The following is a 23200-nucleotide window of genomic DNA, read 5'->3' as shown; positions in this document are numbered from 1 at the left end:
TGAGACAAATTATTTTGTTTCAGCCTTATTTATTATTAAAATAAACTTGATGTGATTATTAATAATAATAGGGAGAAGTTATGAATAATAAAGCTTTAAATGTTTTGGAATTTGGTAAGATCAAGACAGAAATTGCCAAATATCTAATAACATCACGTGGGAATACCCTTTTGAAAAAGCTTATGCCAATGTCAGTTGAGTCAATTGTGCAACGATTAATTGATCAGACTAAAGATGGCATGGATATTGTTCGAATCAAGGGTGAAATTCCAGTTAGAAAATTGGCTGATCTGCATGATCAAGCTAATCGTCTTAAAAAAGATGGAAATTTAAATGGAACCGAACTGGCTTCAATAGGTGAAGTTCTAAAAAATACTAGTGAATTAAAAGAATTCTTTGAAAAACTAAAAGATGATCAGATCGATCTTCGTCAATTGTATGAATTAAACGAAAATCTGATTGATAATCCAACTTTAACTAATAGGATTACTAAGTCTGTTGATGACACTGGTAAAGTGTTGGATACGGCTTCTGAGGACTTGAAGTATATTCGTGAACAAATTGGGCGCTTAAACGAACAAATTCGTAATTCTATGGACAAGTATGTTCGTGGGAATAATACTAAGTTTTTGACTGAATCAATTGTTACATTACGTGATGATAGATTCGTTGTACCTGTTAAAACCGAATACCGCCACAAATTTGGCGGTGTGGTTCACGATCAGAGTGCTAGTGGACAAACACTTTATATTGAGCCAGAAGCTGTTGTAGGGCTTAACAATCGCTTACATGATATGCAAACATCTGAGAAATTAGAAGAAATTAGGATTCTTAACGAATTATCAGATTTAGTTCGACCAGAAATTGATGATATCGTTAAGAACAATGAAGTATTAGGCCAATTTGACTTGATTAATGCTAAGGCCAAATATGCAAAAGAAATTAAGGCCACTGAGCCAATAATATCTAAGAATCACGTTGTTGATATGAAGAATGCCAAACATCCTTTGATTAACCCTGATCAAGTAGTGGCTAATGATATTACAATTGGTGACGACTTTAAGACGATGCTAATAACAGGTCCTAATACTGGTGGTAAGACTATTACCATGAAGACGTTAGGATTACTACAAGCGATGGCACAGGCTGGATTATTTATTCCAGCACGTGAAGAAAGTCAGATTGCTGTATTTGATGAGATATTCGTGGATATTGGTGATGAACAATCAATTGAGCAGAATTTAAGTACCTTTTCATCTCATATGGATAATATTATTAATATTATTCGTAAAGTTTCAGATCGTAGTTTGGTATTGATCGATGAACTTGGAGCTGGTACAGATCCTCAAGAAGGTGCCGCAATTGCGATTGCTATTCTTGAGAAACTTGCCAAATCTCATTGTGTCATAATGGCAACGACTCACTATCCAGAATTGAAGGTCTTTGCATATAATACCGAGGATACTATCAATGCAAGTATGGAGTTTGACGAGAAATCTCTAAAACCTACTTATCGATTATTGATTGGTATCCCAGGTTCTAGTAATGCCTTTAATATTGCTGCTAGATTGGGTATGGATAAAGAAGTAGTTGAACGTGGTCAAAGTTTGATGAGTGGTGAAAGCCAAGATCTGAATAATATGATCACTGACTTGGAGAATCGTCGTAAGGAATTTGAAAAGAAAAACGAAGATCTAAAAGAACAATTAGCCAAGAACAAAGAAATTCAGGATAATTATGAGCATAAACAAGTTGAGTTAGATAACTCTAAGGAATCAGAACTTCAAGCTGCTAAGGTTCGTGCTAATCAGATAGTTTCAAAATCCCGTAAGGAATCAGATAAAATCATCGATCGTTTACGTAAGCTTGAACAATCTGGTATTGCTGTTAAAGAAGATCAGATTATCTCAGCTAAAACTGGATTGAAAAATCTACATCAAGATGAAACAGTTAAGAAAAATAAAGTCTTGAAACGTAATAAACACAGACAAGAGCTTAAAGTTGGCGATGAAGTTAAAGTTTTGACATATGGACAATTTGGAACGATCGTACGTAAGGATAAAAATGGTCAATTTGAAGTCCAATTGGGTATTTTGAAGATGAAGTTTGATGGGAACGATTTGGAGAAGACGGATGCTAAACCTGAAGAAGAAACCAAAAAGACAATGGTTAGAAGAACCAAGAGTTCAGGACTTTCTAGTAAACTAGATCTTCGTGGTAAACGTTATGAAGAGGCAATGACTGAGCTAGATTCATATATTGATTCAGCATTGTTGTCTGGTTATAATCAAGTTACTATTGTGCATGGCTTTGGTACTGGAGTCATCAGAAAGGGTGTTACTAAATACCTACAAAGTAATCCACGGGTTAAGTCATTTGGCTATGCACCAGCAAGTTCTGGTGGTTCTGGAGCTACGATCGTGGACTTGTAATTGCAAAACAAAATATTTCCTAGAACTACTTAAAAGTGATAATATTTCTTAGACAGAGTAAAAGAGGAGTGATTTTATGGTTGATGAATTAACAGATAAAGAATTCGAAGAAGAAACAAAAGATGGCGTTGTAATTACTGATTTTTGGGCTACATGGTGTGGTCCATGTCGTATGCAATCACCAGTTATCGAAGAACTATCAGAAGAAAATGATGCAGTTAAGTTTACAAAGATGGATGTTGATGCTAATCCAAAGACTCCAGAATCATTTGGAATTATGGCAATTCCAACACTAGTTATCAAAAAAGATGGCGAAGTTGTTGATAAGTTGACAGGTTTCCACAGTAAAGCTCAACTTGCTAAAATTTTGGACGGTTATACAGACTAGAAGATTAGCCAAAAATGTTGCACAAAAAAAGATGCTTAAGCGGTTTTGCTTAAGCATCTTTTTTGTTGTAAACTTTAGTTTCGATCAATTTGTACTTTAATTGAAACACTCTTTGCTTTGCTGTTGACAGTATATGTGCCTAAACAGAAAGCCTCAATAGTTTTTTCGACAGTTTCGGTGATTATTCCGGTTTCAAGCGAGAACTCAGGATTGTCGTTGTTTACATTGAAACGCTGTGCTACTTCAGGACCGCTCAGTGTATATTGATAGCTGTCTTTTGTTTGCTTAGTGATATTCAAATCACCAAATCCAGCTTTTGTGAACAATTCTGGGAGACTTTGCATGTCAAGAATCAATTGCCTACTGAGATTCTTACCAGCCCAATACAGTAGTTCTACAGTATCTTTATCCAACAAATCGGGGAGAACGAAATCACGGAGTACTGAAACAGCAAAATAACTTTCAGTTAACCCGTCAACATTTTCACCATCTTGACCTGGTTTTAAAACATCAGGGATGTCAGTTAACTTTGGTTCATTAGTACCTTTTGATTTTGCAGCCATTATTTTAGCTCCTTTTTCTAGACAATTTATTATATCATTAGACTATTAGGTTTTTAAGCTATTGTACAATGTAGAACATAAGAAATTTCATTTAAAATATAATTTTATAAAATAGAGGGTGCATTTATGAGCGATAAAAGACCAATTGGCCTATTAGATTCAGGATTAGGCGGTTTAACAGTCACAAAAGAAGTCATTAAACAAATGTCTAATGAAGATATTGTTTTTATTGGTGATGAGGCTAGGATGCCTTATGGATTGAAAACTAAGGAACAAATTATCGAGTACACACGTGAACTTGTTAAGTATTTGATTTCTCAAGATGTAAAAGTAATTATCTATGCTTGTAATACAGCTACAGCAAATGCCTTACCTACTCTAAAAAAAGAATTTTCTATTCCCATGTTTGGGGTTATAGAGCCCGGTGCAATAACAGCTAGCCGAGATACTAAGACTAATAATGTCGGAGTTATTGGTACAAAGGCAACGATTAATTCAAAGAGTTACAGCAAGGCTATTGATGATATTGATCCTAATATTAATGTTTTAGGGGTGCCTGCTCAAGAATTTGTTTCGATTGTGGAAAATGACGAAGCTGAAACAAAACAGGCCCAAGAACTTATTACAGATACATTGAAGCCATTCCTTAATAACAAGTATGATACTTTAGTTTTGGGATGTACACATTTTCCAATGCTTAGATCTCAGATTGTTGAAGCTTTAGGCAATGAGATAACTTTGGTTGATTCAGGAATTGAAACCGTCTCATATGTTAGAGACTATCTTAGAATGAATGATATGTTAACAGATACTAAGGATTCAGATATTAGATTGCATGCAACTGGTGGAATTGATGAGTTCAAACGTTTGTCTAAAGAGTGGCTTGCTGGTACAAAAATTGATGAGATAAGTTTAGTTAATCTTGGAGAAAATAAATGAAAAAAATAATTATTGCGACAAAGAACCCTAATAAGGCTAAAGAATTTGAAAAAATATTTGATAAAACAGAATTTGTTATCCAAACTCTGTTGGATTTCCCAGAATTCTCTGATATTAAGGAGAATGGTCAAAGCTTTGAAGAAAATGCCAAATTAAAGGCACATGCAGTAATGAGGGAATTTAACTTACCAACTATTGCTGATGATTCTGGTTTACAAGTTGATGAATTATTTGGTCAACCAGGCATCTATTCAGCACGTTACGCTGGAGATCACAACGATGCAGCTAATAATGCCAAATTGTTGTCTGAACTAGGTGGTGTCCCAATGGAGAAACGTACAGCTAGGTTCGTTTCAACTTTGGTATTCTCTAATCCTAAAAATGACGATGACTTAGTTGTTGAGGGTGAAGTAAAGGGATTGATCGGTACGATTCCGGAAGGCGACAATGGATTTGGTTATGATCCGTTGTTTTACTTACCTGAGAAGAAGAAAACTATGGCTCAATTAACAATGGATCAAAAGAATCAAATAAGTCATAGAGGTCGTGCTATAGAAAAACTGGAAAAAGAGTATCCTAACTGGATTATTTGGTAAATAATTGAAGCATTATTGGTATAATGCTAATATGAAGAAAACGAAGAGTTTATAAGGAGGTTCTACTATGACACTGGGACAAATTGCTGGATTGATTGCTGCACTAGCTTTTGTAGTTTTGGTATTGTACTTGGCTAAGATGCTAGTTTCAACGGCAAAGCTGTTGAACGAATTGCAGGATACAATAAAAGAGACAACTAAGATGGTTGAAGTTTTATCAAAGAATACTGACAATATTATGGATCAAACTAATCAGTTGGTAGACAAAACTAATACATTGATGGACGATGTTAATAGTAAGTCAAGCAAGCTTAATCCATTGTTCGATACTGTAGAGAACATTGGTAAGAAAACTGCCAATGCTACAGCAGAAAAACCTAACACAGGCTTTGGTCTACAAAACATTTTGACAGTTGGTAACGCCGCAACAATTGTTAAAACATTGGCCAAGTTTATGCCAAGAAAGAAGAGATAAATTATGAAGAACAATCAATTTTTACTTGGAATAGTTTTGGGTAGTGCAGCTGGTTATGCTGTATCAAAGTACTTGACTAGTGAGTCAGGTCAAAGTGTACTAGAGAATATTAAGACTATTCGTGGGGATTTCAATAATGGTGGAATAGGTTTTGCCGATAAAGATAACATCGTAAATAACTTTAATGAGAAAACCGATGCATTGAAAGAACAAATGAAATCCACTGCAGACAAACTTCGTGAAGACGAAGATGCATCAGATATTATTTTTGATGAGGATGATTTAGAATCATCAGATAAAAAAACTGCTGATGATTTGAATGTTGATACCGATGCAACTAGTGGTGCTTCAGAGAATTTTGATGAAGATGATTCAACAGATAAAGATTAAGGGTAAAAAAGTACTCCCAAGATAATTTCTTAGGAGTACTTTTTTTTATTTACTAATTAATCGATGTATTTCAATTCTTTACTAGTGTGTGTAAATGGTTCGTTACCATCTTCAGTGATGTGAATGCAATCTTCGATTCTAACTCCAGCAACATTTGGAATATAGATTCCAGGTTCAATAGAGAAGCACATTCCGGGTTTAAGTACCATATCATTACCTTCCATGATTGATGGAAATTCATGCTCTGAAGTACCCATACCATGTCCAAGTCTATGAATGAAGTATTCACCATAGCCGGCCTTTGTGATAACATCACGGGCAACTTTATCTAGTTGAGCAGCGGTAATTCCTGGTTTTGCTGCATCCATTGCTGCATATTGAGCTTCTATGTCAACTTTATAGATGTCTAGTGCCTTGTCATCAGGTTTGCCAAATGCGACTGTTCTGGATGCATCAGAGATGTATCCTTGATGAATTGTACCTAGATCAAATAAAATCAATTCATTTGGTACGATAGGATTCTTTTCTGGACCACCATGTGGATTGGCAGCATTAGCACCAGCTTGAACGATAGTGTCAAAGCTCATATGCATGACACCTTTTTTCATCATTGCATATTCTATCTCGGCAACGATCTCTTGTTCAGTACGTCCATTTTTTATTGCGTTAAAAGCAACTTCAAAAGCATAGTCAGCTTCTTTACCAGCGGCATCAAGAAGTTTGATCTCTTCGTCAGTCTTAATCAGTTTGGCATTTTCCATGTAACGTGACAAATTGTCTGGGAAAGTTGCGTCTGGGAATTGTTGTTTTATAGATTCCAATTTTTCAACTGACAAGTGATCCTTTTCAAGTGACCACTTAATAGGGGATCCAACAGAGTCCTTAATATGTCCAGCCATCAGTGAGAAAGGATCCTCATGGTCAAGGTATCCGAAGACATCCTTATCCCAACCAGCCTTTTTGGCTGCTTCAACTTCTAGTTGAGGGGCAAAGATAAATGGATCTTTATCAGGGAAAACTAAAAGTGCTAAAATTCTTTCTTCAGGTTCGCTATAGAATCCAGTGAAATAGTTTATATCTGTTGGACTTGAAACATAGGCTACATCCAAATTATTTTGAGCCAAATAGTTTTGTAATTCTAATAGTTGCTTCTTCATGAAAAAAGTCTCCTTTACAATTTTGTCTAAAGTATATCACTGAAAACGGTTTTCTTTTTGAAAAAGTATGAAAACTTACAACAATAACGTGGAAACCGCTTGCAAAATGTGAAAATTTTTGATAAATTAAAGTTGTCTAAATGAAAATTTGAGAGAGTGGATATTAAATGGATAAAAAAGTAGTAACAATATATGATGTAGCCGAGGCTGCTAATGTTTCTATGGCAACTATTTCTCGTGTTGTCAATGGAAATGCAAATGTTAAAGAAGAAACTAGAAAAAGAGTTCTTGAAGTAATTGATCGATTGAATTATCGCCCCAATGCAGTAGCTCGTGGACTTGCTAGCAAAAAAAGTACAACGATCGGTGTTATTTTGCCTGATATAACTGACTTGTATTATGCATCCCTTGCTAAAGGAATTGATGATGTTGCATCAATGTATAAGTACAATATCATTTTAACTAGCTTACAAGAATCAGTTGGAGACGAAGAACAAATCTTGAATAATTTGCTTTCAAAGCAAGTTGACGGTTTGATTTACATGGGTAAGCAATTATCTAAAAAGTTAAAACGTAATTTGTCTAATTCAAAGACCCCAATCGTTTTGGCAGGTTCAGTTGATAAGAACAATGAGACAGCAAGTGTAAATATTGATTTTGCAGACGCAGTAAATAGTGTTGTAAATCAACTTATTCAAAATGGACACAAAAAGATTGCCTTTGTAGGTGGTAGTCTTGAAAACCCAATTGATGGTAAATTCCGTCTTGATGGATATAAGAAAGCTTTGAAAAAAGCACATATCAACTTCAGTTCAAACTTAGTTTTTGAAGCAGAATACTCAGTTAGAGCCGGTGAAGCTATATGGGATGCTGTTAAAAACAGTGGTGCTACAGCTGCATATGTATCAGAGGACTTATTGGCATCTGGATTATTGAATTCAGCCATGAAATCTGGAATCAAAGTCCCAGATGATTTTGAGATCATCACAAGTAATGACACTATTCTTTGTGAAGTTACTAGACCCAAGATGAGTTCAATCGAAGAACCTCTATATGATATAGGTGCTGTTGCTATGAGACTATTAACTAAGATGATGAATCAAGAAGCAATAGATGAAAATACTATCAAATTGCCATATTCAATCGTTAAAAGAGAATCTACTAGATAATTATTACAGCGGTGCCATAACATAATTTCCTCAATATAAAGCCCAAAAGGCCAGCATTTACATGCGTAAATGCTGGCCTTTTGGGCTTATAAACAAAAACTGAACACTCTATTTAGTTTTAGTGGATCTTTGTTTATATAGATCAACTAAAATAATGACAACATATCCAAATGCAATCAATGATAATCCACCAGTGATTATTGTACTTAGCATATAAGGAAGATTGATGAATCCTTGTAGGATTGAATACAATATGTTAATTAACATAATAACCGATAGAGCAAATAATCTATCAAAAGGTCCTATGCCATGTTTTACTTTATAAATAAATACAAGAGTTGTTGTAATAATCAATAGTATAGCAACAATATATAGTGAGTTTTGTAAGAAGCCTGGACTAAAGTACATATAATTCTCCTTGACTAAAAATTAATAATATAACCAGTCTATCATAGTAATCAAAAAAGCCAAATCCATGCGGATTTGGCTTTTTTAGTAATTATTCAGCAACAACTTCACTACTATTACCACCAGATACTTTATCGGTTGTAGTAGCACCAGTACCGGTAGTTACAGTATCGGCTGTGTCAGATACCTTAGTATCGGTTGATTCTGCTGAAGCAGAATCAGAATTACCAGATCCAGATCCTGAACCGGACCCTGATCCAGTACCTGTTTCAGATGTACCGTTTGTGGTTGTTGAATTATTTGTATTGTTTGTTGTTGAAGTAGAAGTGTTAGTAGTGACGTCTGAAGAGTCACTGCTGTTTGTACTATTACTGAATCCTGAAGTACGTCCGCTACCATTTTCGGAAGCCAATTCATCACTAGTCTTGGCATTATCTCCAACGGTAGTGACTTGTGCGTACCCGTTACTTTGTCCAAAGTAATTATCCCAGAATAGCTTATAGTTCTTAGCTTTTCCACCGATTGCAAAGTTACTGTAGGACATCTGTTTTGGACTACCTTTGTAATATAGCGAGTTAGTTGTATTTTGATCAACGGTGGTTGTAACCCCATTGTACCCGACAGTACCAGTCTTAGTACCAGTCTCTTTGTCTACTTTATAACTCTTAACACCATAAGGCTTGTTGAATTTCTTATTTACGTTCATTACTCCAGGATCCTCAGAGTAAACGGCATTTGCCATCTTGGTCCAAAGTTCTTGGTTAAGATCAGTAGAATTACTTCCCAAGTTGTAATTGTGACTATAAAAGTTATCATAACCAATCCAAGATGCCAAAGTAACACCATCAGTACTAGCGATAAACCAGTTATCACGGTAATCATTAGATGTACCAGTTTTACCAAAAAGGTTTTTAGTATTGAAGTTTGATTCATATGAAACTGCAGAAGCAGTACCTTTTGTAACAACTCCGTGAAGCATATTCTTGATGATATATGAAGTTTGTTTTGAAAAGACATGTTTCTTAGCTTTTTTGTGAGCGTAGATAGTTTTACCAGATGGATCAGTTATCTTGCTGACAACATAAGGATTAACATGTTCACCTTTATTTGCAAAGGTAGAAAAGGCACTAGCTTGTTGAAGGACTGTGACACCAGTAGCTGTACCACCTAATGTGATACCTAATTGTCCGTATTCCTTTTGAGATAAATTAATTCCCATATTAGACATGTATTTACTTGAGTCTACACCTTGAGTCCTGATGTAGTTATAAAGATTAACAGAAGGGATGTTATATGACTCTTCTAGGGTCTCACGAGCAGAAACAAATCTATTTTGAATAGTTGCTCCATAGTCAGTAGGTGAATAGCCCTTATACTTAGTCTTAAAGTCAGCTAGCATTGTCTGAGATCCAATTAATCCATTTTCAATTGCTGGTCCAAAAGTAATCAAAGGCTTGATGGATGAACCAGGAGATCTCTTAGTGTCAAAGGCATGATTAGTTTGAGATTTCTTGAAATTAACACCACCGACAAATGATAGAACTTGTCCGGTTTTGTTATCTAGAAGGACAGATCCATTTTGGACTGGTTCTGAAACTTTGATGGTTTTACCAGTATTAGGATCTGTAGCAGTACTGTTATGTGTAGTACCAAGATTAGACTTGTATGCTTGAGTTTGTTCGTTCATAGCAATATATAGATTCTTATCAATAGTACTATCTACACGATAGTTCTTGTTGTGAAGCTCAGTATCTGCTTGTTCGTAGTACTTATCATAAAGATTCTCATCGTTTTTAACGACACTGTACTTAAGTCCATCTGCTTTGGCTAAACGCTTGATCAAGATTGTTCTAGCTTGTTCAGTTAGTAGGTTATAAACATAGCCATACTTGATGGTCTTATTTTTGATCTTAGCAGGTTTTTGGAAGTCACTAGCAAGATCAAACTTCTTGGCTGAATTATATTGAGATTCAGTTATTTGTTCATCTCGGTACATTCGATAAAGAACAACGTTCTTACGTTTTAGACCAAGACTATAATCACTCTTTAATTTACCATCAGTAGAATATGGTGTGTAAATTGAAGGACTTTGTGGAAGGCCAGCGATAAAGGCAGATTCTGCCAAATTCAAATCTGCGGCGTTCTTACCAAACAAACCCTTTGCTGCGGCTTGAACACCTTGGATATTTTGACCTTTATTGTTACTACCGAAAGTAGCTGCATTCAAATAATCTTGTAAGATTTCGTCTTTGGTGAAGTATTTATCGACACGCATAGCTAAGAATATTTCAACAGCTTTACGTTTCCAGGTGGTTTCAGACGAAAGCATCTGCATTTTGACAGTTTGTTGTGTCAAAGTAGATCCACCAGTTTGGGCACCGATACCAGTAACGTCAGAAATTATGGCTCTAAAAATAGACTTAGGGACCACACCTTTGTGTCGATAAAAGTCGCTATCTTCAGTTGAGACAATGGCTTTTTTTAAATAAGGTGACATTTCTGACAAAGGTACACTCGTACCAGTTAAGTCCTTTTGAAGATTCTCGACTTTTTGATCATTTGCAAAATACAATGATGTGGAGTTATTAACATCTCTAAGCTCCGATTTCATCTCATGTTTAGTTGGTACATCAACTTGGCTTGTCAAAGAAGAAACATAACCCATTCCAAGTCCAACTGCCAAGCTCAACATGATAAGTGCACCTGCAATAATGTAGAGTATGATTCGTCGAATTATTTCGATTGTTAGATTAGCTTTACTAGCAAAGTCTGACCAGCTCTTGATACTTTTAAAGCCGGAGACAATATTATTCCATAAATTTTTCACTTTTAGATAAACCCCTTTAAAAAGTTACATACCCCAATTATATAATAAAAAACTATTATCGGGACAAAAACAAAAAAGTTCTGAGGAAATATGCTTCCGGAGAACTTTCTCGATAGACTATTTGATTAAACGATATATGGCGTCAGCGTATATGGCCGTTGCCTTTAATAGCTTGTCAATATTGATATATTCATTAGGTTGATGCATAACATTTTCATCGCCTGGATACATTGCACCAAAGGCAACTCCGTGTTTTAGGATACGTCCATATGTTCCACCACCAACTGTGAATGGTTTTGTATCGTCACCAGTGTGATCAAAATATGCACCAACTAGTGCTTTAATTAATGGATCATTTGCATCGACAAAGTGTGGTAATTGATTGTGACCATCAATTGAGGCACTGACACCGTCGGGTAGGGCAGAATTGATCTTTTCAGTTAATGTTTCCCCAGTGTCACCCTTTGGATAACGAATGTTGAGCAGTATTGTAGATTTGGTATCGTCAAAGGTGAAGATATCAGGTGTCATTGTCAAAGATCCCATGACGTCATCAGTATTTTGGATGCCTAGTTTTGCTCCAGCAAAATCAAGATGCAAACTGTTAGCAATAAAGCTAAAATACAATTTTTGACTATCATTTAAGTCCAATTTATTTAGGAATGTGGCTAAATAAGTTGCGGCATTTATCCCATTGAAAGGTTCCATGGCATGGGCACCTTTACCAGTTATTTCAATATTTGCGATAGAGTCATCAACGCTGATTTTCCCTTTGATATCAGTAAATTCATTAATAAATTTACTAAAAGCAGATTTAATTTCGTCGATATCCCCAAATTCTAAGTTTAATTCAGCACTAGCTATTTGAGGCACCATGTTAGGTCTGATTCCTGCATTGAATTTAGTAACTAGTCCAACACTTGGTTTAGGAAAGTCAAGTATGAATGAAACGATACCTTTTTCACCATTTATAGCTGGGAATTCCCCATCAGGTGAGAAGCCAGTTTCTGGCATAGTTTCCTTTTCCATATAATGGTTCATTCCTACCCATTCACTTTCCTCGTCAGTACCAAGAATAAGATGAGCTTTTTTAGTTGTAGGAAGTTTTAATTCCTTGATGATTTTTAAAGCATAATATGATGCTAAAGCAGGGCCCTTATCATCAGCAGCTCCACGGGCGTATAGGTTACCGTCTTTAATAACTGGGGTAAAAGAATCTGTATTCCAGCCCGGTCCACCTGGTACGACATCAACGTGAGCAAGTATACCGATCATCTCGTCACCATCACCAAATTCGATACGGCCGGCTAAGTTATCCACATTCTTTGTTTTGAGACCATCTCTGTTAGCGAAATTTAAAAATGTTTGCAGAGCCTCGGCTGGTCCAACTCCAAGCGGATATTCGCTTGTTTTATGTTCGATATCCCTTTGACTATCAATGCTTACCAATTCAGTTAAATCATTAATTAGTTCATCTGAACGATGAGCAACTTCTTTTTCCCAATCTATAGACATATATGTGTGACCTCCACACGAAGTTTTTATCTATTCTACCAAACGTTGTAAAGATAAGCTAATTGACCTAGATGTGATTTATGGAATCGCTTTCGATTTTCATAGGAAAGAGGAGATTAGAATTTGGATAATCTCTCAATAAATCAGTATTTAGATCTTCAGCATTATCAGACATTTTCCATGCTTCCAAGTTTTGTAATAGATCAATATTTTTGTATCTTTGATTTTCAGGTAAATTATAATAACTTAATTTACTAGTATTACCATAATAATTCTTGTCGGTTAATTGAATCAATACATATTGTGACTTGATCCATCCATTACGGACTTTGAGCCATACGTTTGAACCAGACTTTTTAACAGACTGGATTCTTTCAGAGTCGTTATCAGACATTCTGCCGATAATCTTTGATGAAGTAGGATCCTTATACAAATAATTATTTGGTTGTTGATCACGGTAAATGGCCTTTGCACCAAAGTATGACCCGACTTCACCTAATTCATAATCAGGAGTGAATCCACTAGAATTGGCGAATTGATTTTCTCCTAGCTGGACATATTCCTTACCCTTGAATTTAATGATATTTGTAATATGGTATCCATCCATTGGGTGAACGACCTTGTCAGTTTTGATCAAACGATAGGGATTCTCATAAATAGGTTCATCTTTGTTATTAACATAGTAGACATTTTGATTGAGCGTTTTACTCTTAGACTTATCTTTTAACTTACGATACTCATTACCAGTCGCGGGATAATTAGTTACGACACCATCAATTGGCATATTTACCAAAGTATTCCATTTTTTGGGACTTTCGTTCATTTCATCCCAAACATAAACAGATTTTCCCATATAATGAAGAGTGTTAATAACCTCTGGAGTTATTATTTTTGATGAAAGGTTGACCCCAGTAACATATGAGAGAACATCAAAATTGACTCGTTTAATAGTTCCGGCAATAAATATTCTGGGGATGTCTGGCATCAATTCAGCTTCATTTTGCAAACTCTTTGTTGAAAAGGAGTGAAACATTACACGACTTTGCATATTGTATTTATCAATACACTCTTTTAGTAACGACTCCATGTTTTGTGGATTACCTTTACTAGTCTTCTTAGTTTCGATTAGGAACTTAGCTTTAGGATTGTTTTTATAATGTTCAAAAACTTGATCCAAACTATGAATTGGTTCACCATTTTTTTGAGTCAATTGGCTTAGTTCAGAAAAGTTATGCTGAGAAACGATATCTGCGGTACCAGTAACTCGTTCCAAATTTTTGTCATGTGATACTACCAAGACATTATCCTTTGAAACGTGCAAATCTAGTTCAACATAATCAGCTCCCTCTGAAAAAGCAGTATCAAAACTTTGAAATGTTTCTTCAGGTGCCTTAATGGGATCCCCTCTGTGTCCAATAACTGAAAAACCACTGGCAAAAAAGAAGACACAACAAACTAGTAAAACTTTTAAAATGGAATTTTTTGGATTCATTTAAACAACTCCCTATATAATGAGGCTTATTAGCGATGTTTCATTCTCTGGTATTATATACTAGATGTACTGAATAAATAGTAATAATTGTGAGGAATAAATATGGATGATGAGAAATTAACACTTGATATAATTGAACAGATTACACGTAATGATGGCACAAAATATTATGAAATGGCAAATGTTCTAATGAATGGACGTGCTGAAAAGGCTGCTGAACTAGGATTTATTCAGGAGGTTAGAATTTTAAAACTTAATATTCCTCATTCATCAGCTGTGATCGTTTACGAGAATTACATCAATGAGAATTATACTATTCCACCAATGGAAATGGATCAGTGGGTGGAATGGGAGAAACCTCAAGGGAAAATTTCTGAGGCTTTTAGTGATATTTTAAAGGCAAATAAAATCATTTCAAAGGAAGACCAGGCAAAATAATGAATTACTTCATCGCGGATACACATTTTTATCATTATCAATTACTGGAACCAAATAATTTTGCGCCCAGACATTTTGGCGATGTTGATCAAATGAATCAGGCTATGATTGACGCATGGAATAAACGAGTTGACGAAAATGATACTGTTTATCATTTAGGTGATATTTCAATGCGCCCTCAAAATACTCCTACTAATGAGGATACATATGCGATGCTCAAACAGTTGAATGGACATATTGTTTTGATCAAAGGAAATCACGATTATCGTGAACTCTTCAAGTTTATATCTAAAAGAAATCCAGAAATGCCAGATGGAAAGCTTAAATATAGCTTTGAGGATGTTGGATCATTATTGAAGTTTGATCATCATCAATTCTACTGTACACATTATCCAATGCTTCTAGGGAAAGTCGATAAGATTATTAATCTTCATGGACATATTCATCATTACAGTGTTCCCATTGCAGAGAATATAAATGTAGGAGTGGATGCTCCAGAACGTGATTACTTATCTGAAGATTTACCATGGGGTTCTCCATTACGTGGGGAAGAGATTTTAGAGATGTATGATAAGAAAAAGGCTGATATAGCGGAATTAAATAGAAAGTAGGGATCTGTATGGAAACTATAAAGATTATGCATACCAACGATCTACATTCTCATTTTGAAAATTTTCCAAAAATCAAACGATACATTGATGACAATCGCAAAAAACATACTGAAGATGAATTCTACTTATTTGATATTGGGGATGCAATGGATAGAGCACATCCACTGACCGAGGCCAGTGATGGCCAAGCCAATATTTCTTGGTTGAATTCATTACATTATGATGCCGCTACAGTTGGAAATAATGAAGGTCTAGGTAATAGCCATGAAATTTTAGAGCATCTATACGATAATGCTAATTTTCCAGTTGTCTTGGGTAATCTATACGAAAAAAATAGTCATGAACTGGCAAGATTTGCTAAGCCATACTTGATAATTGAGACTAAAAAGCATAGTAAAATTGGAATCTTGGGACTTACTGCACCCTTTATTTTAACCTACCCTTTAGTCGATTGGGATATTCATTTGGTACAGGAGATGTTACCAAAGTGGCTGGGTGAACTAAAAAACGAAAAATGTGATGTGATTGTTTTATTGTCACATTTGGGAGTTTCAATGGATCGACTGATTGCTAGTAAGTATCAAGATATTGACGTGATAATAGGTTCACATACCCATCATCTGTTTAAAAATGGAGAGATGGATGATGGTGTATTATTAGCAGCAGCAGGTAAATATGGATATTATGTCGGTTCCATTGAACTGACTATAGATGACAATAAAAAAGTGATAAGTAAATATGCCAGAACACAAAAGACTTCTGACTTACCAGAATCACCTGGAGATAAAGCTTGGATAGAGAAGCAATTGGACACTGGGAATGCATTATTATCAGCCCAAAAAATTGCTAGAATACCTAATGATTTAACACTAGATCTGCATGATGAGAACGCGGTGATTCAAACTGGACTTGATGCAATCATTGATTATACAAAAGCAGATGCTGGGATTTTGAGCTCTGGGTTATTTTTGAAAGGATTAAAAGCTGGCGAAGTAACAGCCAAGGACTTGCACGATATGTTGCCACATGCAATTCATGCAATGAAAACTACAATGCGTGGTAGTGATATTTGGTGGATGATTATGGAAATGGAGAAAAATCGTCCATATTTACGTAGTCATCAGCAAAAAGGCATGGGTTTTCGTGGTAAAATATTTGGCGAACTTGTTTATCGTGGTATTACGGTCGATGAAAAGAGAAATGTCTACATTAACAATGAAAAGTTACAAATGGACAAAGAATACACGCTGGCATTGTTAGATCATTATCTTTTCGTACCGTATTTTCCCGCAATTGAAATCGTTGGAAACAATGAAATCCTATATCCAAAGTTTTTGAGAAATGTATTTGGTGATTATCTGAAAAAGAAATATCCTATGTAAATATGTAAAGATGTGAGGTGATTTTATGCAAGAGACTGAAGAAAAAGAAGTAGTTAAACAGGCACAAGTTAGTGTTTTGACTGATAACTTAGTAACTATTAATGGTGAAAAGTATCATTTGGTAGAAAATCACGATGACGGTTTTGATCGTGAAAAAATTGAGGAACGCTACAATACTGTCTTAGAGAAATATGATTTTATCGTTGGTGATTGGGGATATGATCAACTTAGATTTAAAGGATTTTATGAAGATGTGAGAAAAGAGAGCGGCATAGACAATAGGATTTCTCATTTGGAAGATTATTTGATTGAGTATTGTAATTTTGGCTGTGCTTATTTTATCTTAGAGAAAGATAAAAAAGCTCCAGAGAAAAAGCAACGTAAGAATCAATCCCACAAAAGAAATTCTCAAAATCATGTTAAAACTGGGAAAATTCGTTCGATCCATAAGAATAATACTAATAGTAGTGCCAACAACACTACTCACAATAAAAAACGTCCAGTTAGCCATAATAAAAAGGCAACTGGGTCAACAAAGACAAGAAACTTTAAAATTAGAAAAATAGGTGAAAAAAGCAAATGAAAAAGTATCAAACGTATCTAATTGATTTAGATGGAACTATGTATCGAGGAAAAGATAGGATTCCAGAAGCAAAAACTTTTATTGATAATCTCAACGCCAATGGCCTCGATTATTATTTTTTAACTAACAACACTACTAAAACACCACAGCAAGTAGCTGATAATTTAACCAATAATCATTTGATCACGGCAAAAGCAAATCAAGTGATCACTCCATCTTTAGCAACTGCTGCATATGTGAAGAATATGTTTGAAGATGATGTTTCAAACCATTCCGCTTATGTTGTTGGTGAATATGGATTAAAGAGTGCTATTTTTGGTACTGGTATCAATCTAAACGAAACCAACCCAGATGTAGTGATTGTTGGCTTGGATTATGACGTTACATATCACAAGTTTGAACTAGCTACTTTGGCTATCAAACGTGGTGCTTTTTTCATCGGAACTAACGCAGATACTAATTTACCTAATGAACGTGGACTAGTTCCTGGAGCTGGTTCAGTAATTTCATTAGTTGAAACCTCAACACAACAAAAAGCTAAGTATATCGGTAAACCAGAACCAGATATCGTTGACTTTGCTGTATCAGTTAAGGGATTTGACCCTAAAACAGCAATAATGGTTGGTGATAACTATAATACTGATATTAAATGTGGGATCAACGCTGATTTGGATACACTGTTGGTTTATACAGGCGTAAGTACGCACGATGATATCGATAATCAGACAATAAAGCCTACATATCAAGTAGAAAGTCTAGATCAGTGGGATGTCTAATTTTCAAAAGGATACTTTTTATACAGTTATATTGGCACTTTTTATTTTGACTCTTTCAATCACTGTGACTATTTTTGCAAGTTATGGATTGTTTTTCTTTGCTATAAAACATTATTATTTAGAACAAGCAGTCAATATGAGTTTTGGTGCAATTATGCATAATTATAATCAGATGATGAATTATTTGATCAACCCATTTAATGGGACTTTCAAACTGGACGACTTTCAATCGTCACTTGCCGGAAGAATACACTTTGAGGATTGCAAGAAACTCTTCATGCTGAATTTTGGGGTTCTCATAGGTTCAGGTATTTATCTGTGGTTTCAAAGACAAAAGCGGATATATTTTAAACCGGTATTCAAGTATATCGCGATAGGTGGGGTTATTTTAGCCATTTTGATGGCAGTTGATTTCGATGGTTTCTTTGTAGTATTTCATGAAGTACTGTTTAGAAATAGCGATTGGCTATTTGACCCTGACAAAGATCCAGTAATTAATATATTGCCAGAGGAATTTTTCACGCAATGTTTTGTACTATTTTTTGTTTTATTTGAAGGTTTGAATATTTGGAAGTATATAAAAAAGGCCAGGACATAATGTCCTAGCCTTTTTTTAGTTTTCAGTAGATTTTTTCTTACGATTTTTCAAAGCAGTAATTAAAATTGGAATCAATGAAACAATTACTATTCCGATGATAATCATTGAAAAATGCTCTTGAACAGCTGGAATGTTTCCAAAAAGATGTCCAGCTAGAGAACATACAAGAACCCATAAAAAGGCTCCTAGCATGTTGAACTCTAAGAATTTTCTGTAGTGCATGGTACCACTACCAGCAACAAAAGGTACAAATGTTCTGATCAATGGTATGAAACGACCAATGGCAATAGTCTTTCCACCGTGCTTTTCAAAGAAGGAATGTGCCTCATCCAGATGTTCCTTATTTATCAGCTTACTTAAATACCGGTTATTCGTCGCAAATTCGCCAAAATGTTCTCCAATCTCATAATTCATAGAATCACCTAGAACCGCGGCAACAAAGAACAAGAAGAACAATCCAATGCTTGATAATCCATACTGAGGATTAGCAGCTAAGGCCATTGCAGCAAATATTAGTGAATCTCCAGGTAAGAAGGGAAGTATAACAACCCCAGTTTCAATGAATATGATTAGAAATAGTATAAGATATGTCCAGATTCCGAAATTATTCACGATATTGACCATGTGACTATCAATGTGCAGAATAAAGTCGATCAGACCCATTACGTAACTCAATCAATCAACTCCAAATTTTTCAAATTAAACTTCATTATACCAGCTTAGCTTAAAATAACTTTAAATTGTAGAGTAATCTTAAAATTATTTTTCAAATAATGATGTACTGTGTTGGAAATAATCCTTGTCAGGATATAAATTACGAAGCGCCTTTGTGACGGCAATAGGTCCCTCAGCAAATGATGTGGTGATCAATTGAAGTTTTCCAGGATAAGATACGATATCACCTATGGCAAATACATTTGGTAAATTAGTTTCCATTTCTTGATCAACTTTGATGAATGGACCGGTCAAGTCAATATTCCAATCACGAAGAATTTTAGAATCAGAGATGAAACCATAATTAACTAGTAACTTATCAGCAGTGATTATCTTAACCTCATCAGATTTGATCATTTTTAGTGTAATATCTATTTTATCGGGATTAGTTGAGTTGAATGTCACGTTTTTGATAATATAAGGATTAAGTTGTTCTACAGAGGAATCATTCAATTCATCAACGCTGGATTCCATAGCGCGATATTTGTTTCTTCTATGTATTAGGGAAGTTTTGTTAGAGACGTTATTTAAACTTATTGCCCAGTCAACTGCTGAATCACCTCCACCAGCAACGACCACGTCTTTATTGCGGAATTCTTCTATATCATTAACAAAATATCTAAGATTGTTTTTCTCGATTGCCTTATCGTATTCGAAAGTAAGCTTCCTAGGTTCAAAAGCTCCGTTACCAATAGCGATTATGACAGCTTTGGTGTATATGGTGTCTTTAGTAGTAGTAATCTCCCATAAATCGTCTTTTCTAGTAAGTTTAGTTACTGAAGTATTAAGATACTCATCACAGTCCAAGAAATGCAACTGCTGGATAAGTTGATCAGATAGCTGAGTACCGGATATCTTAGGTAGCCCAGCTACATCGTAGATGTTCTTTTGTGCATAAAGAGTTTCAGGCTGTCCACCAAGTTTAGGTAAACTTTCTATTAAAGCAACGTTCAACTTTCTAAGGCGAGCGAAGTATGCTGAGAATATCCCCGCAGGTCCGCCACCAATAATTGTAATGTCATAAGTTGTTTCATTCATATTGTCACCAGTTTCTGTTATATAATCTGTTACAATATATTGTTGCATAGATTGAATATAAAGTTAAAGGAGGAAATTATGAAAATAGGAGATAAAATCTCTGGAGAGATTTCCGGGATTCAACCATATGGAGTATTTGTGAATCTAAGTAATGGTAAACAAGGTTTAATTCATATCTCTGAATTAAAGCATGGCTTTGTTTCTAATATAGATAATAGTTATCAAGTTGGAAACAAGATAGATGTAATCGTCATGGGTATTGATGAATACAATGACAAAATTAGCTTATCCATTCGAGCATTGCATAATAAAAAGATAGGACGACCGATTCTTCATAAGCATTTTTGGACGAATTACAAAGATGAGATAGGATATAGGACGATTAAGCGTGAAAAAGGACGCTGGATAAACAGCGCTATGAGTGAGATTTCAAAGGAAAAACAAAAAAAATGAACTTTTTTCGCAAAAAGGGTTGCATACATCTATTGTGATTGGTAATATATTACTTGTTGTTGCGACAGTGCAACGGCGACAACGTCTTGAGAGCTTCCAACTCGATAGACATTGAAAAATTATTTTAAAAAGTTCTTGACTTATAGTTGACTACTTGATAAGATAATTGAGTCGCTTGTTAAGAAGTTCACTTCTTGACAGACAGTAGACCTTTGAAAACTGAACAAAGTTTTAACAATCAATTGTGTAGGCCTTTTAATTAAGGTTAATTTGTAACAAAGTAACAAGAAACATTGACGAAGTCAATGTTCGCTAGTTTTTAATTTTTGAGTCACAAACTTTTAATATGAGAGTTTGATCCTGGCTCAGGACGAACGCTGGCGGCGTGCCTAATACATGCAAGTCGAGCGAACTCTGGTTTTTGATTTTTGGTGCTTGCACCAAAATGATAAAACATTTGAGTGAGCGGCGGATGGGTGAGTAACACGTGGGTAACCTGCCCTAAAGTGGGGGATAACATTTGGAAACAAGTGCTAATACCGCATAACAACATTTACCACATGGTTTATGTTTAAAAGATGGTTTTGCTATCACTTTAGGATGGACCCGCGGCGTATTAGTTAGTTGGTGAGGTAATGGCTCACCAAGACCGTGATACGTAGCCGACCTGAGAGGGTAATCGGCCACATTGGGACTGAGACACGGCCCAAACTCCTACGGGAGGCAGCAGTAGGGAATCTTCCACAATGGACGAAAGTCTGATGGAGCAACGCCGCGTGAGTGAAGAAGGTTTTCGGATCGTAAAACTCTGTTGTTGAAGAAGAACATGCGTGAGAGTAACTGTTCACGTATTGACGGTATTCAACCAGAAAGCCACGGCTAACTACGTGCCAGCAGCCGCGGTAATACGTAGGTGGCAAGCGTTGTCCGGATTTATTGGGCGTAAAGCGAGCGTAGGCGGTTTATTAAGTCTGATGTGAAAGCCCTCGGCTCAACCGAGGAAGTGCATCGGAAACTGGTAAACTTGAGTGCAGAAGAGGAGAGTGGAACTCCATGTGTAGCGGTGGAATGCGTAGATATATGGAAGAACACCAGTGGCGAAGGCGGCTCTCTGGTCTGTAACTGACGCTGAGGTTCGAAAGCGTGGGTAGCAAACAGGATTAGATACCCTGGTAGTCCACGCCGTAAACGATGAGTGCTAAGTGTTGGAGGGTTTCCGCCCTTCAGTGCTGCAGCTAACGCATTAAGCACTCCGCCTGGGGAGTACGACCGCAAGGTTGAAACTCAAAGGAATTGACGGGGGCCCGCACAAGCGGTGGAGCATGTGGTTTAATTCGAAGCAACGCGAAGAACCTTACCAGGTCTTGACATACCATGAAAAGCTAAGAGATTAGTCTTTCCCTTCGGGGACATGGATACAGGTGGTGCATGGTTGTCGTCAGCTCGTGTCGTGAGATGTTGGGTTAAGTCCCGCAACGAGCGCAACCCTTATTACTAGTTGCCAGCATTCAGTTGGGCACTCTAGTGAGACTGCCGGTGACAAACCGGAGGAAGGTGGGGACGACGTCAAATCATCATGCCCCTTATGACCTGGGCTACACACGTGCTACAATGGTCGGTACAACGTGCTGCGAACTCGCGAGGGTAAGCAAATCACTTAAAACCGATCTCAGTTCGGATTGTAGGCTGCAACTCGCCTACATGAAGCTGGAATCGCTAGTAATCGCGGATCAGCATGCCGCGGTGAATACGTTCCCGGGCCTTGTACACACCGCCCGTCACACCATGAGAGTTTGTAACACCCAAAGCCGGTGGGGTAACCTTTTATTAGGAGCTAACCGTCTAAGGTGGGACAAATGATTAGGGTGAAGTCGTAACAAGGTAGCCGTAGGAGAACCTGCGGCTGGATCACCTCCTTTCTAAGGATAAGTGCGAAAGCACTACGGAATACACAAGTTAAAACTTTGTTTAGTTTTGAGAGGTCTATAATCTCTCAACTCGTACCTTGAAAACTGGATATTAAGTAATATTATGAATTAAAGAAACACCGAAAACTGCGCGATAAAAATGACGCAAGTCATATTTTGTCAAGGTTAAGTTATAAAGGGCGCACGGTGGATGCCTAGGCACTAGGAGCCGATGAAGGACGTAACTAACAACGATATGCCTCGGGGAGCTGTAAGTAAGCTTTGATCCGGGGATTTCCGAATGGGGGAACCCAATCATCGTAATGGATGATTACTTGTATGTGAATAC

Annotated in this window: 22 protein-coding genes, 1 rRNA gene and 1 other annotated feature; of the genes, 15 read left to right on the top strand and 8 right to left on the bottom strand. The window is 36.2% G+C overall.

Annotated elements, in window-relative coordinates; translation table 11 throughout:
• Positions 1-80 precede the first annotated feature (80 nt).
• The gene (locus BTM29_RS00120; RefSeq protein ID WP_076613513.1) at positions 81-2432 is read left to right on the top strand and encodes an endonuclease MutS2; all 2352 of its coding nucleotides are present in this window, start codon (positions 81-83) and stop codon (positions 2430-2432) included.
• A 76-nt stretch (positions 2433-2508) separates the two neighbouring features.
• Positions 2509-2820 (top strand): thioredoxin, encoded by a 312-nt coding sequence (trxA, locus tag BTM29_RS00115; protein WP_076613512.1) that lies wholly within the window; start codon positions 2509-2511, stop codon positions 2818-2820.
• Positions 2821-2894: 74 nt separating this feature from the next.
• Here the strand turns inward: trxA and BTM29_RS00110 are convergent, their stop codons facing one another.
• Complete coding sequence (locus tag BTM29_RS00110) at positions 2895-3383, bottom strand: DUF2507 domain-containing protein (RefSeq protein ID WP_083685879.1); 489 nt, start codon at positions 3381-3383, stop codon at positions 2895-2897.
• Between the two features lie 126 nt (positions 3384-3509).
• On the opposite strand from BTM29_RS00110, the gene murI reads away from it, so the two are divergent.
• From murI to BTM29_RS00090, 4 genes are all read left to right on the top strand, one after another.
• Positions 3510-4322, top strand: coding sequence for a glutamate racemase (murI, locus tag BTM29_RS00105; RefSeq protein WP_076613511.1), 813 nt, complete (start codon positions 3510-3512; stop codon positions 4320-4322).
• Positions 4319-4918 carry an XTP/dITP diphosphatase gene (locus BTM29_RS00100; RefSeq protein ID WP_076613510.1) on the top strand — a complete coding sequence of 200 codons (600 nt, stop codon included), beginning with the start codon at positions 4319-4321 and terminating at the stop codon, positions 4916-4918. Before murI ends, BTM29_RS00100 begins: the two co-directional genes overlap by 4 nt.
• A gap of 67 nt (positions 4919-4985) precedes the next feature.
• On the top strand, positions 4986-5393 hold the full coding sequence (locus tag BTM29_RS00095) for a DUF948 domain-containing protein (protein ID WP_076613509.1): 408 nt from the start codon (positions 4986-4988) through the stop codon (positions 5391-5393).
• Between the two features lie 3 nt (positions 5394-5396).
• Positions 5397-5783, top strand: a complete 387-nt coding sequence (locus BTM29_RS00090; RefSeq protein ID WP_076613508.1) for a YtxH domain-containing protein — start codon at positions 5397-5399, stop codon at positions 5781-5783.
• A 56-nt stretch (positions 5784-5839) separates the two neighbouring features.
• Here BTM29_RS00090 and BTM29_RS00085 read toward each other — a convergent pair whose 3' ends face one another.
• Positions 5840-6940 carry a M24 family metallopeptidase gene (locus tag BTM29_RS00085; protein ID WP_076613507.1) on the bottom strand — a complete coding sequence of 367 codons (1101 nt, stop codon included), beginning with the start codon at positions 6938-6940 and terminating at the stop codon, positions 5840-5842.
• Positions 6941-7107: 167 nt separating this feature from the next.
• Here BTM29_RS00085 and ccpA point away from each other — a divergent pair, with 167 nt between their 5' ends.
• A complete protein-coding gene (gene ccpA, locus BTM29_RS00080; RefSeq protein WP_076613506.1) occupies positions 7108-8109 on the top strand; it encodes a catabolite control protein A in 1002 nt (333 codons plus the stop codon).
• A gap of 108 nt (positions 8110-8217) precedes the next feature.
• Here the strand turns inward: ccpA and BTM29_RS00075 are convergent, their stop codons facing one another.
• The 4 genes from BTM29_RS00075 to BTM29_RS00060 form a co-directional block, all read right to left on the bottom strand.
• Positions 8218-8517 (bottom strand): hypothetical protein, encoded by a 300-nt coding sequence (locus BTM29_RS00075; RefSeq protein WP_076613505.1) that lies wholly within the window; start codon positions 8515-8517, stop codon positions 8218-8220.
• Between the two features lie 91 nt (positions 8518-8608).
• Positions 8609-11344 carry a transglycosylase domain-containing protein gene (locus BTM29_RS00070; protein WP_076613504.1) on the bottom strand — a complete coding sequence of 912 codons (2736 nt, stop codon included), beginning with the start codon at positions 11342-11344 and terminating at the stop codon, positions 8609-8611.
• 117 nt (positions 11345-11461) lie between these two features.
• The gene (gene pepV / locus BTM29_RS00065; RefSeq protein WP_076613503.1) at positions 11462-12859 is read right to left on the bottom strand and encodes a dipeptidase PepV; all 1398 of its coding nucleotides are present in this window, start codon (positions 12857-12859) and stop codon (positions 11462-11464) included.
• Positions 12860-12926: 67 nt separating this feature from the next.
• Positions 12927-14351 carry a glycerophosphodiester phosphodiesterase gene (locus BTM29_RS00060; RefSeq protein ID WP_076613502.1) on the bottom strand — a complete coding sequence of 475 codons (1425 nt, stop codon included), beginning with the start codon at positions 14349-14351 and terminating at the stop codon, positions 12927-12929.
• A 102-nt stretch (positions 14352-14453) separates the two neighbouring features.
• Between BTM29_RS00060 and BTM29_RS00055 the strand changes: the two genes are divergently transcribed.
• The 6 genes from BTM29_RS00055 to BTM29_RS00030 are packed head-to-tail and all read left to right on the top strand — an operon-like array spanning position 14454 to position 18739.
• Positions 14454-14789: a hypothetical protein gene (locus tag BTM29_RS00055; RefSeq protein WP_076613501.1), complete on the top strand. Its 336-nt coding sequence runs from the start codon at positions 14454-14456 to the stop codon at positions 14787-14789.
• Positions 14789-15400, top strand: a complete 612-nt coding sequence (locus BTM29_RS00050) for a metallophosphoesterase (protein ID WP_076613500.1) — start codon at positions 14789-14791, stop codon at positions 15398-15400. Before BTM29_RS00055 ends, BTM29_RS00050 begins: the two co-directional genes overlap by 1 nt.
• Before the next feature lie 8 nt (positions 15401-15408).
• Positions 15409-16782 carry a bifunctional metallophosphatase/5'-nucleotidase gene (locus tag BTM29_RS00045; RefSeq protein ID WP_076613499.1) on the top strand — a complete coding sequence of 458 codons (1374 nt, stop codon included), beginning with the start codon at positions 15409-15411 and terminating at the stop codon, positions 16780-16782.
• A 25-nt stretch (positions 16783-16807) separates the two neighbouring features.
• A complete protein-coding gene (locus tag BTM29_RS00040) occupies positions 16808-17365 on the top strand; it encodes a YutD family protein (protein ID WP_076613498.1) in 558 nt (185 codons plus the stop codon).
• Positions 17362-18141: a TIGR01457 family HAD-type hydrolase gene (locus BTM29_RS00035; protein ID WP_076613497.1), complete on the top strand. Its 780-nt coding sequence runs from the start codon at positions 17362-17364 to the stop codon at positions 18139-18141. The genes BTM29_RS00040 and BTM29_RS00035 overlap by 4 nt, the downstream gene beginning before the upstream one ends.
• Positions 18134-18739: a TIGR01906 family membrane protein gene (locus tag BTM29_RS00030; RefSeq protein WP_076613496.1), complete on the top strand. Its 606-nt coding sequence runs from the start codon at positions 18134-18136 to the stop codon at positions 18737-18739. Before BTM29_RS00035 ends, BTM29_RS00030 begins: the two co-directional genes overlap by 8 nt.
• A gap of 15 nt (positions 18740-18754) precedes the next feature.
• On the opposite strand, the gene BTM29_RS00025 is transcribed toward BTM29_RS00030, so the two are convergent.
• Both BTM29_RS00025 and BTM29_RS00020 read right to left on the bottom strand, forming a co-directional pair.
• Positions 18755-19402 (bottom strand): DedA family protein, encoded by a 648-nt coding sequence (locus BTM29_RS00025; RefSeq protein ID WP_076618546.1) that lies wholly within the window; start codon positions 19400-19402, stop codon positions 18755-18757.
• A gap of 96 nt (positions 19403-19498) precedes the next feature.
• Positions 19499-20491 carry an NAD(P)/FAD-dependent oxidoreductase gene (locus BTM29_RS00020; RefSeq protein ID WP_076613495.1) on the bottom strand — a complete coding sequence of 331 codons (993 nt, stop codon included), beginning with the start codon at positions 20489-20491 and terminating at the stop codon, positions 19499-19501.
• Positions 20492-20569: 78 nt separating this feature from the next.
• On the opposite strand from BTM29_RS00020, the gene BTM29_RS00015 reads away from it, so the two are divergent.
• On the top strand, positions 20570-20944 hold the full coding sequence (locus tag BTM29_RS00015) for a CvfD/Ygs/GSP13 family RNA-binding post-transcriptional regulator (RefSeq protein ID WP_076613494.1): 375 nt from the start codon (positions 20570-20572) through the stop codon (positions 20942-20944).
• Positions 20945-21286: 342 nt separating this feature from the next.
• Positions 21287-22863, top strand: a 16S ribosomal RNA gene (locus tag BTM29_RS00010).
• 172 nt (positions 22864-23035) lie between these two features.
• Positions 23036-23200: a sequence feature (23S ribosomal RNA rRNA prediction is too short), on the top strand.

The sequence above is a fragment of the Companilactobacillus allii genome (assembly GCF_001971585.1).
Taxonomy (GTDB): Bacteria; Bacillota; Bacilli; order Lactobacillales; family Lactobacillaceae; genus Companilactobacillus; species Companilactobacillus allii.
Note: the sequence above shows the minus strand (reverse complement) of the source record. Positions and strands in the feature narration are given on the sequence as shown.

Excerpts from the sequence above, each read along its gene's own strand:
- BTM29_RS00020 (WP_076613495.1), bottom strand. The coding sequence starts at position 20,491 with ATGAATGAAACAACTTATGACATTACAATTATTGGTGGCGGACCTGCG.
- ccpA (WP_076613506.1), top strand. The coding sequence starts at position 7,108 with ATGGATAAAAAAGTAGTAACAATATATGATGTAGCCGAGGCTGCTAAT.
- BTM29_RS00035 (WP_076613497.1), top strand. The coding sequence starts at position 17,362 with ATGAAAAAGTATCAAACGTATCTAATTGATTTAGATGGAACTATGTAT.
- BTM29_RS00015 (WP_076613494.1), top strand. The coding sequence starts at position 20,570 with ATGAAAATAGGAGATAAAATCTCTGGAGAGATTTCCGGGATTCAACCA.
- BTM29_RS00040 (WP_076613498.1), top strand. The coding sequence starts at position 16,808 with ATGCAAGAGACTGAAGAAAAAGAAGTAGTTAAACAGGCACAAGTTAGT.
- BTM29_RS00085 (WP_076613507.1), bottom strand. The coding sequence starts at position 6,940 with ATGAAGAAGCAACTATTAGAATTACAAAACTATTTGGCTCAAAATAAT.
- pepV (WP_076613503.1), bottom strand. The coding sequence starts at position 12,859 with ATGTCTATAGATTGGGAAAAAGAAGTTGCTCATCGTTCAGATGAACTA.
- BTM29_RS00045 (WP_076613499.1), top strand. The coding sequence starts at position 15,409 with ATGGAAACTATAAAGATTATGCATACCAACGATCTACATTCTCATTTT.
- BTM29_RS00030 (WP_076613496.1), top strand. The coding sequence starts at position 18,134 with ATGTCTAATTTTCAAAAGGATACTTTTTATACAGTTATATTGGCACTT.
- BTM29_RS00110 (WP_083685879.1), bottom strand. The coding sequence starts at position 3,383 with ATGGCTGCAAAATCAAAAGGTACTAATGAACCAAAGTTAACTGACATC.
- BTM29_RS00025 (WP_076618546.1), bottom strand. The coding sequence starts at position 19,402 with ATGGGTCTGATCGACTTTATTCTGCACATTGATAGTCACATGGTCAAT.
- BTM29_RS00075 (WP_076613505.1), bottom strand. The coding sequence starts at position 8,517 with ATGTACTTTAGTCCAGGCTTCTTACAAAACTCACTATATATTGTTGCT.
- BTM29_RS00090 (WP_076613508.1), top strand. The coding sequence starts at position 5,397 with ATGAAGAACAATCAATTTTTACTTGGAATAGTTTTGGGTAGTGCAGCT.
- BTM29_RS00095 (WP_076613509.1), top strand. The coding sequence starts at position 4,986 with ATGACACTGGGACAAATTGCTGGATTGATTGCTGCACTAGCTTTTGTA.
- murI (WP_076613511.1), top strand. The coding sequence starts at position 3,510 with ATGAGCGATAAAAGACCAATTGGCCTATTAGATTCAGGATTAGGCGGT.
- BTM29_RS00120 (WP_076613513.1), top strand. The coding sequence starts at position 81 with ATGAATAATAAAGCTTTAAATGTTTTGGAATTTGGTAAGATCAAGACA.
- BTM29_RS00060 (WP_076613502.1), bottom strand. The coding sequence starts at position 14,351 with ATGAATCCAAAAAATTCCATTTTAAAAGTTTTACTAGTTTGTTGTGTC.
- trxA (WP_076613512.1), top strand. The coding sequence starts at position 2,509 with ATGGTTGATGAATTAACAGATAAAGAATTCGAAGAAGAAACAAAAGAT.
- BTM29_RS00100 (WP_076613510.1), top strand. The coding sequence starts at position 4,319 with ATGAAAAAAATAATTATTGCGACAAAGAACCCTAATAAGGCTAAAGAA.
- BTM29_RS00055 (WP_076613501.1), top strand. The coding sequence starts at position 14,454 with ATGGATGATGAGAAATTAACACTTGATATAATTGAACAGATTACACGT.
- BTM29_RS00050 (WP_076613500.1), top strand. The coding sequence starts at position 14,789 with ATGAATTACTTCATCGCGGATACACATTTTTATCATTATCAATTACTG.